This window comes from Pseudomonas sp. LBUM1643, assembly GCF_059716215.1.
Genome location: NZ_CP166813.1, coordinates 4565256 through 4578516 on the forward strand (window position 1 = coordinate 4565256; position 13261 = coordinate 4578516).

Annotated in this window: 8 protein-coding genes and 2 pseudogenes; all 10 read right to left on the minus strand. The window is 57.2% G+C overall.

The window, feature by feature from the left end:
- Positions 1-81: 81 nt before the first annotated feature.
- The 10 genes and pseudogenes from ACA063_RS20610 to ACA063_RS20655 all read right to left on the minus strand — a co-directional run bounded on the left by ACA063_RS20610 (position 82) and on the right by ACA063_RS20655 (position 13245).
- Positions 82-495, minus strand: a complete 414-nt coding sequence (locus ACA063_RS20610) for a response regulator (RefSeq protein ID WP_497663159.1) — start codon at positions 493-495, stop codon at positions 82-84.
- 118 nt (positions 496-613) lie between these two features.
- A complete protein-coding gene (locus ACA063_RS20615) occupies positions 614-1819 on the minus strand; it encodes an EAL domain-containing response regulator (RefSeq protein WP_497663160.1) in 1206 nt (401 codons plus the stop codon).
- A 132-nt stretch (positions 1820-1951) separates the two neighbouring features.
- Complete coding sequence (locus ACA063_RS20620) at positions 1952-5569, minus strand: transporter substrate-binding domain-containing protein (protein ID WP_497663161.1); 3618 nt, start codon at positions 5567-5569, stop codon at positions 1952-1954.
- A 6-nt stretch (positions 5570-5575) separates the two neighbouring features.
- Positions 5576-6202, minus strand: a complete 627-nt coding sequence (locus tag ACA063_RS20625; RefSeq protein ID WP_497663162.1) for a response regulator — start codon at positions 6200-6202, stop codon at positions 5576-5578.
- A 555-nt stretch (positions 6203-6757) separates the two neighbouring features.
- Positions 6758-9460, minus strand: coding sequence for a magnesium-translocating P-type ATPase (mgtA, locus tag ACA063_RS20630; RefSeq protein WP_497663163.1), 2703 nt, complete (start codon positions 9458-9460; stop codon positions 6758-6760).
- A 517-nt stretch (positions 9461-9977) separates the two neighbouring features.
- Positions 9978-10175 (minus strand): annotated as a pseudogene (locus ACA063_RS20635) (ornithine monooxygenase); the annotation flags it as partial.
- An 18-nt stretch (positions 10176-10193) separates the two neighbouring features.
- Positions 10194-10463, minus strand: a pseudogene (locus ACA063_RS20640) (hypothetical protein).
- Positions 10464-10862: 399 nt separating this feature from the next.
- Positions 10863-11444 carry an Imm5 family immunity protein gene (locus ACA063_RS20645; RefSeq protein ID WP_497663164.1) on the minus strand — a complete coding sequence of 194 codons (582 nt, stop codon included), beginning with the start codon at positions 11442-11444 and terminating at the stop codon, positions 10863-10865.
- Positions 11441-12670: a PAAR domain-containing protein gene (locus tag ACA063_RS20650; RefSeq protein ID WP_497663165.1), complete on the minus strand. Its 1230-nt coding sequence runs from the start codon at positions 12668-12670 to the stop codon at positions 11441-11443. Before ACA063_RS20650 ends, ACA063_RS20645 begins: the two co-directional genes overlap by 4 nt.
- Positions 12667-13245 (minus strand): DcrB-related protein, encoded by a 579-nt coding sequence (locus ACA063_RS20655; RefSeq protein ID WP_497663166.1) that lies wholly within the window; start codon positions 13243-13245, stop codon positions 12667-12669. Before ACA063_RS20655 ends, ACA063_RS20650 begins: the two co-directional genes overlap by 4 nt.
- Positions 13246-13261: the final 16 nt, after the last annotated feature.

Below are 13261 nucleotides of genomic sequence, written 5' to 3' on the forward strand. Positions count from 1 at the left end.
TGTGCAATGGATGTCCATTAGGCAGGTCCCGGATCAACGCAACAGCTGCGCGAAAAGTCTGGCAGGTGCAAGGCAGCGAAACTACCTGACAGAATTGACAGTCCCGACGAACGGTAAGCGTGGATCTACGAGTGCCATGCATCGCTGGATCGACGACAGATCAGGCAATACCGCCACGCTGACCTGGATTTTTTGTAGATCGCGCGCCGGGATCGGCGGCAACTGCGCCCGCTGGGCGTCGTAGATGAAGGCGTGACGAACTTGAGGGTTGTCACGAAAGAAATCGAGCAGACTCAGCGCGCCATTGGCCAGTGAGGCATTGATCACGACCAGATCAAAAGGCTCGCAGCCGTATTCGACCAGCGTCAGCAATTCCTCGAGGTTATGCACCGGCGCGATGCGGTAGTAATTGAGTTGATTGAACAGGCGTTCGATTCTCATCCGCTGAAAGTGCTGCTCGTCAGCAATCAGGATACGTAAGGCTTTGTTGGACAACGTGGGCCCCCAGCAGGGTGTCAGATTCGAGATGGCGCAAGGCTACGCATGACCGCAAGCCCTTTATGTAGGATTTTTCCTAAATGGCCCCTCCATTTATCCGGCCATAGGTAGGAGATTAACGACGCATGGGTGATTCGCCGTGTAACTGCAGCCATTCGAGCAACGCTTCGCCACTCATCGGCTTTGCGTACCAGTAGCCCTGTCCTTGGGTGCATCCCAATGACATCAATTGCAGGCGTTGCGCGTCGGTCTCGATGCCCTCGATCACTACCGACATGCCGAGGGTTTCCCCCAGCGCCAGGGTGCTGCTGATGACCGCCCGGCATCGGGGTTCCAGGTCCAGCGTGCGGACAAACTCGGCATCGAGCTTGATCTCGCTGAAGGGAAGCTGACACAGGCGTTGCAACGAGGAAAACCCGGCGCCGAAGTCATCAATGGACAACCGGCAGCCCATCATGCGCAGCCGCACCAGATTTTCCAGGCTGGTGGCGGGCGCTTCCAGCAAACCGCTTTCGGTCAGTTCGAAGGTCAGTCCGCAGCCATACGCCGATTGCTTGGCCAGAATGCCGCGAATGCTGGCGGTCAGCTCGCTGCTGGCCAATTGCGCGGCCTGCAGATTGAACGCCATGTTCAAACAAAAGCCCCGACTTGCCGCTTCTTTCTGCAGACTCAGCGCCTGCTCCAGTTGAGTAAACAGCAGCGAGTCCATCAGCCCCCGGCCCTCCAGAATAGGCAAAAACACTGCCGGTGACAGCACACCACGAGCCGGATGCAACCATCGGCTGAGCACCTCGACGCCGCACACCTGCCCCGTGTGCAGGTTGAATTTTGGCTGATACCAGGACTGTATCTGACCTTCTGCCAGCGCGGCGCAGACCTCCTCTTCGCTGGCCGATTGCAGAGGACTAACCGGCGCTGGCTCGACCGTCGGGCTACCCAGGTGCTTGTTCAACAACTGCTCCAGCAAGTGCGGATGCAGGGGTTTGCCAACATCCCCGAGCAATTCCAAACCCAGCAGGGAAACGATCTGATGCACGGCACGGCGCAGGTCCGCCGATAGTGAGCTGCTGATGATGATCGACTTGACCTGGCCCGACGCCCCCAGCCGCCGAAAGAACTCCAAACCGTCCATCCCCTCCATCTGCAGATCGCACAGGGCAATGTCCACCGGGCCGACGCGCTGCAAAACAGCCAGGGCCTGGGCACCATCGCTGGCCTCGAAGACCTCGCGACAGCCAGCTTGCTTAAGCATGTTCACCGCTACGGAGCGCTGAAAGCTATGGTCTTCGAGTACCAGAACACGGAGGGGCAGGCGGGTCATGACATCTCGGCTCGTCTTGAGAGGGAGCGTCGATTATCCGGAAATGAACGAAGGCGTTATTTAGGAAATATCCCAAATCGTGTAGGAAATTTCCTAAATTACAGGAGTGAACATTCTTCAGTTACCGTGCGCTTACGCCAAGCGTTGGGCCAATCGCTCCATCGCCTGATGCAACGCGTCAACCGCTTCGGTCAGTTGCCCAGGGTTCACCCCTTCGCAAGCGGTCTCCAGGCATTCGCAGGCGTCAATCAAGGCATGAGCCTTGATGATTCGCGCCCCCCCTTTGATCCGATGGGCCAGATTCGCCAGACCCGGCACATCATGCTGGGTGAAAAGCCGCATCAACCGCGCCATGTCCTCGTCGTTGCTGGCGGACAAGTCTGCCAGCAGGCGCTTGATCGACGCATCGTCACCCCGGGTCAGTTGATGAAGACCACTCAGGTCGATTTCATCCGACAGCTCGCAGGACGCTTGCCCGATGGACGCACCGGTATTGATCGGGATCAGGCTGGCCAGCCGGCCCCTGAGGTCCTCAAGACTGATTGGCTTGAACAGGCAGTCATCCATTCCCGCCAATTGGCAGCGCTGCTTTTCCTCAGGTTGCGCATTGGCGGTAAAGCCGAGAATCAGACCCGGTGCCAGGCCGCGCGCGACCTCTTCGGCACGGATTGTCCGGGTCAGCTCATACCCGCTCATGATCGGCATGTTGCAATCGGTAATGACCACGTCGAAGAATTCACTGCGCCAGGCGCGCAATCCCTGGGCACCGTCTTCAGCATCCCTGACCCGATGGCCGAGGTAACTCAATTGCTGGGACAGCACCAACCGATTGGCCGGGTAATCGTCGACCACCAGAATGTTCAGCACACGGCTGGACGTCGCGGGCTCGGCTCGCGACGTCACGGGTTCACTCGCGGTCATCAGAATCGCCACGTCGAGCACAATGTCGACCTGCGTCCCCTGCCCCACCACGCTCGACATGTTCAACTGGCCACCCATCATCTCGCACAGCGTGCGACTGATGACCAGTCCCAGTCCGGAGCCGCTGCGGGCCGATTGAGGATTGTTGCTCGCCTGGGTGAACGGGCTGAACAAGCGTTGCTGATCGTCGTCGGAGATTCCGATACCGGTGTCGGCAACTTGCAGGCACACGGTCAGGCCTTGCTCGTTCGACCCGCTCTGAACCTTGACCCGCAACCGGACCTCGCCTCGCTCGGTAAACTTGATCGCGTTGCTCAGCAGGTTGGAGACAATCTGCTTGAACCGCAGCGGATCGATCAGCACATCGCGATGGGCCCCGACGTCCAGTTCAAGTATCAGACGCAACTGTTTTTGCCGCGCCAGCCCTTCGAAAATACGCACCACCGATGTCACCAATTCGCCCAGGTTGGCGCGCTCCGGTGTCAGGGACAAATGCCCGGACTCGATACGCGACACGTCAAGAATATCGCCGATCAGATCGAGCAAACTGCGCGCCGCGCCGGACGCCACTTCGATTGCAAAACGGTCCGTCACACCTTCGTCAGCCTTTTTCATCGCCAACTCAAGCATGCCGATCACCGCATTCATCGGCGTGCGGATTTCATGGCTCATGGTCGCGAGGAACGTGGTCTTCGCGCGATTGGCATCATCGGCTTCGTCCTTGGCTTCATGTAGCGCCTGCACCAGGCGTTGACGTTCACTGATGTCAATCCAGCCTCCGATCAACCCGCTCACTTCGCCACTGCTCGCGCGATACGGCAGCATCCAGTGGTAGATGGTCAGCACGTTTGCGCCCAACGTCAGCTGGCGGTCCTGTACCCGAGGCAAGCCGTCCTTCATGACCTGCAAATAGTCTTCGTGATAGGCCGCGGCCTCTTGCACGCTTTTGAACATCCCCTCGATCACGGTCTTGCCCACGACGACATCCCGCTCGATCCCGAACACCTCCAGATAGCCCGTATTGCAGATCAACAACCGACCTTCACGATCCCGTACGTAAATCGGATGGGGAGTACCGTCGATCAAGACGCGCATGAATTCCAGCTGATCGCTGAGCGCGACTTCTGCCTGTCGACGCTTGGCGATCAGCTGTCGCAGGTAAGCAATCCAGCCCAGCGCCAACAGCAGCAATACGGCTGCCAATGCAAAGCCCTGAATGATTGCTGCGCGATGACGTAGCCAGTAGCTGTCATCGACCACCACTTCGCTACGCCAGCGATTGGACAGCTCATCGAGTTCCTCCGGGGGAATGCTCAGCAGCGTCTTGTCGAGAATCGAATACAGCTCGGCTGCATCACGAGCCATGGCGAAACCGATGCGGGCCGAGGTGGTGCCGACCGTGCTGGTGATGCTTAACCGATCGCGAAACTGACGGGAAATCATGTAGCGCGCAGTTATCAGCGCATTGACCGCGCCATCCGCTTTGTCGTTGGCGACCATGGTCATGGCCTGCTCGGCGTTGTCGGCATCGATCAACTGGATCGCCGGATACTGCTCCATCAACAGGCTTCGTACCGGTGTGCCGCGAATCACCGCCACGCGTTTGCCGTTCATCTCGTCCAGCGTCGCGGGACTGCCAGTGCCCATGCGGGTGACCAACACATAGGGCGTGCTGAGGTAGGGGCGAGTAAACCGCAGCGACTTCTCGCGCTCGGCACTGGGGGTCAGGCTGATTAACAGGTCCGCCTGACCGGTCTCGACCTGCTTGATCAGCTCAGGGACCGTCTGCAGCCGCTGGATGTCGAATTTCAACCCGGTGCGCAGCGCCACCTTCGCCAGGACATCGGCGCCGAGACCGCGAAACTTGCCATCCTGACCATAGAAGGACAGGGGCAGGAAACTCTCATCGATGGCCACTCTGATGTGGGGATGCCGATCCATCCAGCGCTGTTCAGCGGTACTGAACGTCAGCGCATGGAGGCCGGTCATGTTCGCGCCGCCGGCGCTCCAGCGACGAAGGATGGTCAAGTGTTCGCTGGCCGGAATAACCGCCAGGGCCGCATTGACGATCCGCAGCAGACGCTGGTTATCCCGTCTCATGGAGAAGGCGAAATCGTTCACCCGCGTGTCGAGGAAGCCCGCCAGCTGAACGTTGTTCAGGTAATTCTTGTTGATCAGGTAATTGGCACTGATGGAGTCGCCCAAGTAGACATCGGCCGTACCGAATGCCACGGCGCCAATCGCGCTCAAGGTCGAGGGGTAGAGCTGCAAACGGGCGTTGGGAAAGTGCGCCTTGACGGCGTCTGGTGGCAGATAGTGATAAAGCATCGCCACCTGCTTGCCCGCCAGGTCCGGCGTCAGCGTCTGGTTGTCACCCACCCGGGTCACCAGCGTCGGCTGGTCGTCGGCGTAAGCGCTGGACATCATCAACTCAGGGTCGGCCGCCTCGAAATCATTGGACGTGCCGAGCAAGTCCACTTCACCTAGCCGGGTTGCCCGAACCACATCAGCACGCGAATCGTAGCGACGGACCTCAACGCGCACGTGCAGCAACTCGGCCAGCAACGCGGCGTAATCGGCGGTCAGGCCTTCATAGTCTCGTCCGGTGCCTGTGATGCCAAACGGTGGGTAATCCGGCGCCGACGCGCCCAACAGCAACGTGCCCTTGGCGCGCAACCACTCCCTGTCGGCCTCGTCGAGCACCACGCTGTAACCGTCGACCTGCGAACGCCCCAGCACCTGCAACGTTTGCGCTGCCATGGTCGCGTTCGCCATTGCGTTCAACGCGCCAGACAGCAGAAGCACGGCCAGCCATTTCCCAAAGGTCATGTGCATTCAGATCAACTGGTTGCGCTTGGCAAAATCGGCGAGATAGACCACGGACTTCACGTTGAGTTTTTCGATCAGGCGCGTCTTGTAGGTGCTGATGGTTTTAGTGCTCAGGAACATGGCCTCGCTGATTTCCTTGTTGCTCATGCCGTTGGACAGTTGCTGCAGGATCACCAGCTCTCGGTCAGACAGGCTCTGGATCAGTTCTACGTCAGTGGCCCGGGCATCACTGCTGCGCACTGAACTGGCCGGCAGGTAAGGGAAAAATGTATAGCCGGTCATCACGGCCTTGATCGCCTTGACCAGCTCGTTGAGGTCATCGGTTTTGGATACATAGCCGGCGGCTCCGGCTTTCATGCAGCGCATGGCGTAGAAAATCGCCGGCTGCGAGGTGAGTACGACGATCCTGGTGTGCTTTTCCAGTGACATGATCCGGTTGATGACTTCGAGCCCGTCGAGCCTGGGCATGGCGATGTCCAGCATGATCAAGTCCGGTGTGTGTTCACGCGCCATTTGCACAGCATCGGCACCGTTGTCCGCCTCGGCGACAACCTCGATGTTTTCCTGTTGCAGGAGCATCTTGACCGATGCCCGAATGAACGGGTGATCGTCTACCACCATCGCTTTGACCATAGGAACCTCTGCAAGACATGGCGGGCATTGTAGCAAGGGCGACTTCTTGCGCGCGCATGGCTTTTCCTGGGTTGTGACGCAATGTTCGGTGGGGAGGCCTTCAGACCACATTGTGGGAGCGGGCTTGCTCGCGATGGCGGCCTGATAGCCGACGCATTTTTCCCGGATGCCCCCGGATCAAACTGTGGGAGCGGCGGTGCGACGATTCGACTTGCCAGCGATGGCGCACTGACGGGCGACGATGCTCTCGCTGGTGTACATATCCGTTTCTGCGATCATGGCTGCTATTGGTTTCGCTCTTACAGCGAGTCACTTGGAGAAGCGCCAAGTAACTCGCCGTAAGGGCGAAACCAATAGCGGCCATGACCGCAGGAATGGATATGTACACCATCAAGAATTTCACCGCCAATCAGGCCGTCATCGCCGGCAGGCCAGCTCCCACAATTTAATGCGGGTAAATCAGAGGAATACTCATCGGCTGTGAGGCCTTCATCGCGAGCAAGCTTGGCTCCTACAGAGGGCTCCGGACACCCCGCAAGGGCAAAACCGCAAGCATCACTGCCACCCAAACCGCCGAACATAAAACCCCTTCACCGCCTGCGTCAGCCCCATATAGGCCAACAAAATCACCGGCAAAAACACAAAGTACAACGACGGCAACGCCTGCAATTTGAAGTAATGCGCAAGCGGCCCCATCGGCAGAAAAATCCCGACAGCCATGATGATCAAGGTCATGACCATCAACGGCATCGCCGCGCGGCTTTGCAGGAAAGGAATCTTCGGCGTACGAATCATGTGCACGATCAGCGTCTGGGTCAGCAACCCGACCACGAACCAGCCCGACTGGAACAACGTCTGGTGATCCGGGGTATTGGCATCGAACACGTACCACATCAACGCAAACGTAGTGATATCGAAAATCGAACTGATCGGGCCGAAGAACAGCATGAAACGCCCGACATCAGCCGGCTGCCAACGCTGGGGTTGCTTGAGCATTTCCTCATCGACGTTATCGAAAGGAATGGCGATCTGCGAAATGTCGTAGAGCAGATTCTGCACCAGCAGGTGCATCGGCAACATCGGCAGGAACGGGATGAACGCGCTCGCCACCAGCACCGAGAACACGTTGCCGAAGTTCGAGCTGGCGGTCATCTTGATGTACTTGAGCATGTTGGCGAAGGTCCGGCGGCCTTCCAGAACCCCCTCCTCCAGCACCATCAGGCTTTTTTCGAGGAGGATGATGTCGGCCGCCTCCTTGGCGATGTCCACGGCGCTGTCGACCGAGATACCGATGTCTGCAGTGCGCAAGGCCGGTGCGTCGTTGATGCCGTCACCCATGAAACCCACCACATGCCCGTTACTTTTGAGCAGGCGAACGATGCGTTCCTTGTGCGAGGGCGTGAGTTTGGCGAAGACGTTGGTGGTCTCGACCGCCACCGCCAGTTCGGCGTCGGTCATGCGCTCGATGTCATTTCCCATCAACAGGCCTTGTTGCTCCAGACCGACTTCGCGGCAGATCTTGGCCGTCACCAGTTCGTTGTCTCCGGTCAGCACTTTCACCGCAACACCGTGGGCGGCCAGGGCTTTCAGGGCGGGCGCAGTGCTTTCCTTCGGCGGGTCGAGAAAGGCCACATAGCCGATCAGCGTCAATTGCTGTTCATCCGCCAGGCTGTAAGTGTCGCGCCCCTCGATCATCGGCCGCGCCGCCACGGCAACCACCCGCAGTCCTTCGGCGTTGAACGCGGCGGTGACCTGACGAATCCGCGTCAGCAGTTCCTCGGTCAACGCTTCGTCGTTAACACCGTGTCGCACCCGCGAACATACCGCCAACACTTCCTCCACGGCGCCTTTGCAGATCAACAGACGGGGACGATCACGCTCGGCCACCACCACCGACATGCGCCGGCGGGTGAAATCGAAGGGAATCTCGTCGACCTTGCGAAACGCCGTGCCGACTTTCAGTTCGCGGTGGATTTCGACGTGTTCGAGCACGGCCACGTCCAGTAGGTTTTTCAGGCCGGTCTGGTAGTAACTGTTGAGGTAAGCCATTTCCAGCACGTCATCAGAGTCGCTGCCCCAGACATCGACATTGCGCGCCAGGAAAATCTTATCCTGGGTCAGGGTGCCGGTCTTGTCGGTGCACAGCACGTCCATCGCGCCGAAGTTCTGGATCGCGTCGAGGCGTTTGACGATGACTTTTTTGCGCGACAAAAATACCGCGCCCTTGGCCAGGGTCGAGGTGACGATCATCGGCAGCATCTCCGGGGTCAGGCCGACGGCAATCGACAATGCGAACAGCAACGCTTCGGTCCAGTCGCCTTTGGTGAAACCGTTGATGAACAGCACCAGCGGCGCCATGACGAACATGAAGCGGATCAGCAACCAGCTGACTTTGTTGACCCCTGCCTGAAACGAGGTGGGCGCGCGATCGGTGGCGCCGACCCGTTGTGCCAATGCGCCGAAGTAAGTGCTGTTGCCGGTGGTCAGCACCACCGCCGTCGCGGTGCCGGACACCACGTTGGTGCCCATGAACAGGATACTGTCGAGGTCCAGCGGGTTGTAGGTATCGTCGTCCTGCTGCCGAGAAAATTTTTCAACGGGCATCGATTCGCCGGTCATCGCGGCCTGGCTGACGAACAGGTCCTTGGCCCCGAGCACCCGGCAGTCAGCGGGAATCATGTCGCCCGCCGACAACACGATCAGATCCCCAGGTACCAGTTGCTTGATCGGCAATTCGATCCGCTGCTCATCACGGCGCAACACCGTCGCCGTGTTGCTGACCATCGCCTTGAGCGCGTCGGCCGCCTGGTTGGATTTGGTTTCCTGCCAGAAGCGCAACAAGGTCGAAAGCACCACCATGGAGAAAATCACGATCGCGGCTTTCAGGTCTTCAGTCAGCCAGGAGATAACAGCCAGCAACGTCAGCAGCAAGTTGAACGGATTTTTGTAGCAGTGCCACAGGTGAATCCACCAGGGCAATGGCTGCTCGTGCTCGACTTCATTAAGTCCGAAGCGTTCGCGCAGAACGTCAGCTTCCAGCTCACTGAGACCATCGGTGTGGCTGCCAAGGCTGTTCAGCAGTTGGCCGGTGTCGCTGTTAGCGGCGCTTACCAGGGTTTGCGCCAGCGTCGGTGGCACTTCGCGGCTGACCGTGGTGTCGGTGAAGTTTTCCAGCAGTGCCAGTCGACGAAAGTGCCGGGCAATGTGGCGGGTGCGCAGGAATCCGGCGAAGAATTCTTTGAGCAGGGTCAGGTTCATGGCAGTTCCCCCAGGGTCGGCCAGGAAACCTTCGAGCAGGCGTGTCGAGTCGTCGCGATGACGACACCGGGTCGACCATCACGCACGGTTCAGCGTCGTAGAGAGGGCATCGAAAATCGGGCCGGCACTGGCCGCGATCGGAAAGCCGCTGCTCGCGTTAAGGCGAGACAACGGCACAAAAAAAGCTGCGCGTTATCTTGCCGAGAATGTGCCGGTTTTCAGGACCGGCCGACGTCTGTCACTCGAACAAGTACCCACTGTGGGTCTCCGCTATTGATTGAAAACACGCGAAGCTTGCGCCGCTGTTTATGGAAAGTAAACGCGGTGTTTGGGGTTGGAGGGGGGTATTTCGGGGTTCTTCAGGAAGGATTCAGGAAGCGTGAATTCGTCGTGCCTGTAGGGACGCCATCGCGAGCAGGCTCACTCCTACATGGGTCCTGTGTATACAGGTCAATGTAGGAGCGAGCCTGCTCTGGGCGGCATTCCGACGATGGCGGTCTGACGACCGACAAAGATCTCAGCTAGCCGTCGCCAACAACAAATCCACCATCGACCGGCTATGCCCACGGTTCTCGCCATGTTCATACAACGACCCGGCAATCTCATCCGCACGGATAGGCAGGATCGACAGCAAGGTGTCGCTCAAACCATGGCTCGCCTGGCAGAAGCCCTGCATATAGATGCCGGCCTTGCAGCGTTCGTCGGTGATCAGTTTCTAGCAATGTTCCAATCGTTAGCGCGTCTGCGTTTCCAGCTTCAGGCCCAATGCGTGTAAGGCGTCACAGCCGTCTTGAATGAGGATGTACGCAACATTCGCAAAATGCTCAAGATCATGCCCTTCGGCGTCTTTCACGCCCAGGCAAGTGAGACTGTTGAGCAGATTTCGGGCAGCTTTGATTCGATGGGTGGCGGTTTAAAGAAGGTCGGATACGCGGGCTTCAGTGTCGATGTATAGGGTCGGGCCGACGCTGAAATTGCCCTGGAGGGGAAGGTACTGAGGCATAAGTTTAAATCTCATCTGATTGGGAAAAAACTCCCACCCCTTCCGCGGCTAAACGAATTGGGGTGGTAGCTGTACGCGGGTTAGCCGACCGGACAGATGCACCCGGCACACCCGAAGGTGTCCCACGCACAGCCACCATAGACATTAAAATGCCAGGCAGCAAAAAGCGCCGCGTCTGGACGGGCGCTTGTGCATCATCTGTTACGACCGGCTAAAGTCGATCACCGATTCGTCGGCGACGGGCGAACTATAGGACACCCCTCCAGCGATGTAAAACCCGGTTATGCGTTTCGGAACGGTCCTACGCTAATCTCGGAGTAGGTCAAGAACACGACACATCGGCTTCTATAACGGCAGGTGTACCACTGTCCAAAATAGGTAAATTCTGAGCTCTGGGCCTCAGACAACCTCTTTAAGTGCGCATGTCAGATACCACTTCCAGAATTCACGCCGTAAATCAGAATTCCCGTTTTCATCCAACCCTCCTGCGAATGCCGAGGCAATCAAATAACTAGGTTCGAACGCTTCCGGATCCAGATCTCGATCACCACGAAGATCAGAGGGATCATAGGTGAAATCGGCTGTTGCGGTAGTGATCGTATTGGCAGCAGCATGCCCGACAAACATTGTCGGATACTCTTCTGCTTCGTAATCCTGATCTTCCACAACTTCAACATAAAATTCATCACGCTGACTTAACGCTGTTCCTTTCGCGATAGTTCCATTCGCTGCGTTGAGTGCTATTGATAACATTGTGGTGATACCTTGAAGGTCTCCAAATTTTCTCGACCAAATAAATGAAGCGTGTTGTACACAAAATACATCCAATTTTGTGAGGATCAACGTCTTGATCGAGCCAACCTCATCCTCAGTAATCGTATTCCACAAAAGCTTCCTTAGAGGAAGAATTAAGTTACCTGAGGACGACAATCTCACCTCATCTAGAAGTTTTCGAATGAGCACTTCGGTTTTCTTGTTCATTCAACCCTCAATATTTTCTCAACAGTACCATCAGACTTAAATATTCGAACAACCTGGGGATCGGCGACCGTCTGATCAGCCTTATTGTATTGTGCTAATTTTGAGAAATAGCCTTTACAATCATTGCACATAGGTTTTGAGACACCTATCGGATGATTCGGACTAATGATAGACATCTGTTTTTCCGCATGTGACGAAAAATACTGCCCAGCATAATCTCTATCGTACGGGTGAGACTTAACTTCATGCCCGATTGCTTCGGATTTCGCCTTTACTTGCTCCGCCGAGACTTTTTCATACCCGTCAGGTTTTTTATTGCCCCATCCACTTAACGTCTTTTTGTCGTTCGAAGACACCGTTTTCACGTTGTATTCCTTGCTCGCGGGGAGTTCAAGCTTTGCTTGACTGGCTCGACCTAAGGCGGCCTCCGATTCCGCAATAGCGACTTTGCCAGGATTTTTCGGGACGATAGTTACGTTCCCAACATTCGACCCAACACCCCGCACCTTGAATTCATACCGCGCATCAAACCACTTACCACCCTTCGCCCCTAACCCTCCACCCAGCAACGCCCCACCAAAGGCCATCAGCTTTTGCTTGTCGGAGCCTTCACCAAACAACTCCCCACCTGCCCAGTTTCCGGCAAACCCGCCAGCAACGCCTCCGGCAAACCCCGCAATGACGATCACCGGGCTTGCCAGCACGAATGCACTTGCCAATCCAACGACAAGCAGTGCTCGCTCAAGCCATGCCGGCACTTCGGGATTCATCGGGTCGGTGGTATCGGTGCCTCCACCGATGAAAACATTGCCAGACCCGGAACTGATTTTCGCGTCGCATACAGTGTGATCGCCGACACGGGCGGCTGGCTGACCATTGATGTGTACGGTGCTGCTTCCTTGCGCGAGGATTTGCGGTGCAGAACCATGCTCACTGCAACCCGCTTCGTCCAAGTGAGCTCTGGCGGCGGGTTTGCCATTGACGTGGACATTGCCGGAGCCACTGACTATCCGGCCGACTGCGTGGTTGAAATACGAAAAGCTTCCAATCAACTGCCCGATGCCCGCACCTGCCGCAGCAGTGGCGCCCACGATTGCAACGGCTGCCAATCCCCCCGTTCCTACAATAAGGGCAGCCCCAATTGCTCCAACTGCCAGCCCTGCGAGCAATCCCGTAAGTGACCCCGTGTGTTCAATTGGATCATCCAGTCGCGCAGCCGCACTCATGCCGGGGTCACCGGCTTTTCGGTATGCGTAGCTGGACGTAGTTCAAGAGTTTCGACTAACTCGTGAAACGCACTTCTTTCATCCGGCGTCATGCCTTTCGGGTTGTTGCTGGTTGCGGTGATCTGCATCAAAAGCGGATGTTGGTGTTCGTCGTGATGGAGAAAAATCAACTGGAGTTGGTGCACCGGTTGACCTTGTTGCCTCCATCTGAATTCGACACGTCGTGCATCAACGCCTGCCACTTCGGCCGGGCTCAAATGCTCGACCCATTTCAGATGTGAGAGCGCGTGCTTCAAATCAGCTAAAAGCTGCTGCGCAATGGTTTCAAGGTCTTGGTCTACTCCGATGGGTGTTCGACCTATCACCACGGACAAGGGGCTCGGCCCGATATCCGTCAGCGTGAAGACATGAAAGGTCTTGTCTTTGAAACTGCCCGGTCGAACGAAACTCAGTTCGTTGGTATGAAATCGCTTGGGAGGCGGAGGAAGTGCCTCTCGTTTCAAGCGCTCTTCTTCGAGCCGTTTTTCCTCGCGAATTCGTTTCTCTGAGATGCGATCGTAAATACAGGTTCGCATGCGGCGTCCTTTTTCC

Bases quoted from the DNA above. Each gene is read 5' to 3' on its own strand.
- ACA063_RS20620 (WP_497663161.1), bottom strand. From the start codon at position 5,569: ATGACCTTTGGGAAATGGCTGGCCGTGCTTCTGCTGTCTGGCGCGTTG.
- ACA063_RS20650 (WP_497663165.1), bottom strand. From the start codon at position 12,670: ATGAGTGCGGCTGCGCGACTGGATGATCCAATTGAACACACGGGGTCA.
- ACA063_RS20655 (WP_497663166.1), bottom strand. From the start codon at position 13,245: ATGCGAACCTGTATTTACGATCGCATCTCAGAGAAACGAATTCGCGAG.
- ACA063_RS20625 (WP_497663162.1), bottom strand. From the start codon at position 6,202: ATGGTCAAAGCGATGGTGGTAGACGATCACCCGTTCATTCGGGCATCG.
- mgtA (WP_497663163.1), bottom strand. From the start codon at position 9,460: ATGAACCTGACCCTGCTCAAAGAATTCTTCGCCGGATTCCTGCGCACC.
- ACA063_RS20615 (WP_497663160.1), bottom strand. From the start codon at position 1,819: ATGACCCGCCTGCCCCTCCGTGTTCTGGTACTCGAAGACCATAGCTTT.
- ACA063_RS20645 (WP_497663164.1), bottom strand. From the start codon at position 11,444: ATGAACAAGAAAACCGAAGTGCTCATTCGAAAACTTCTAGATGAGGTG.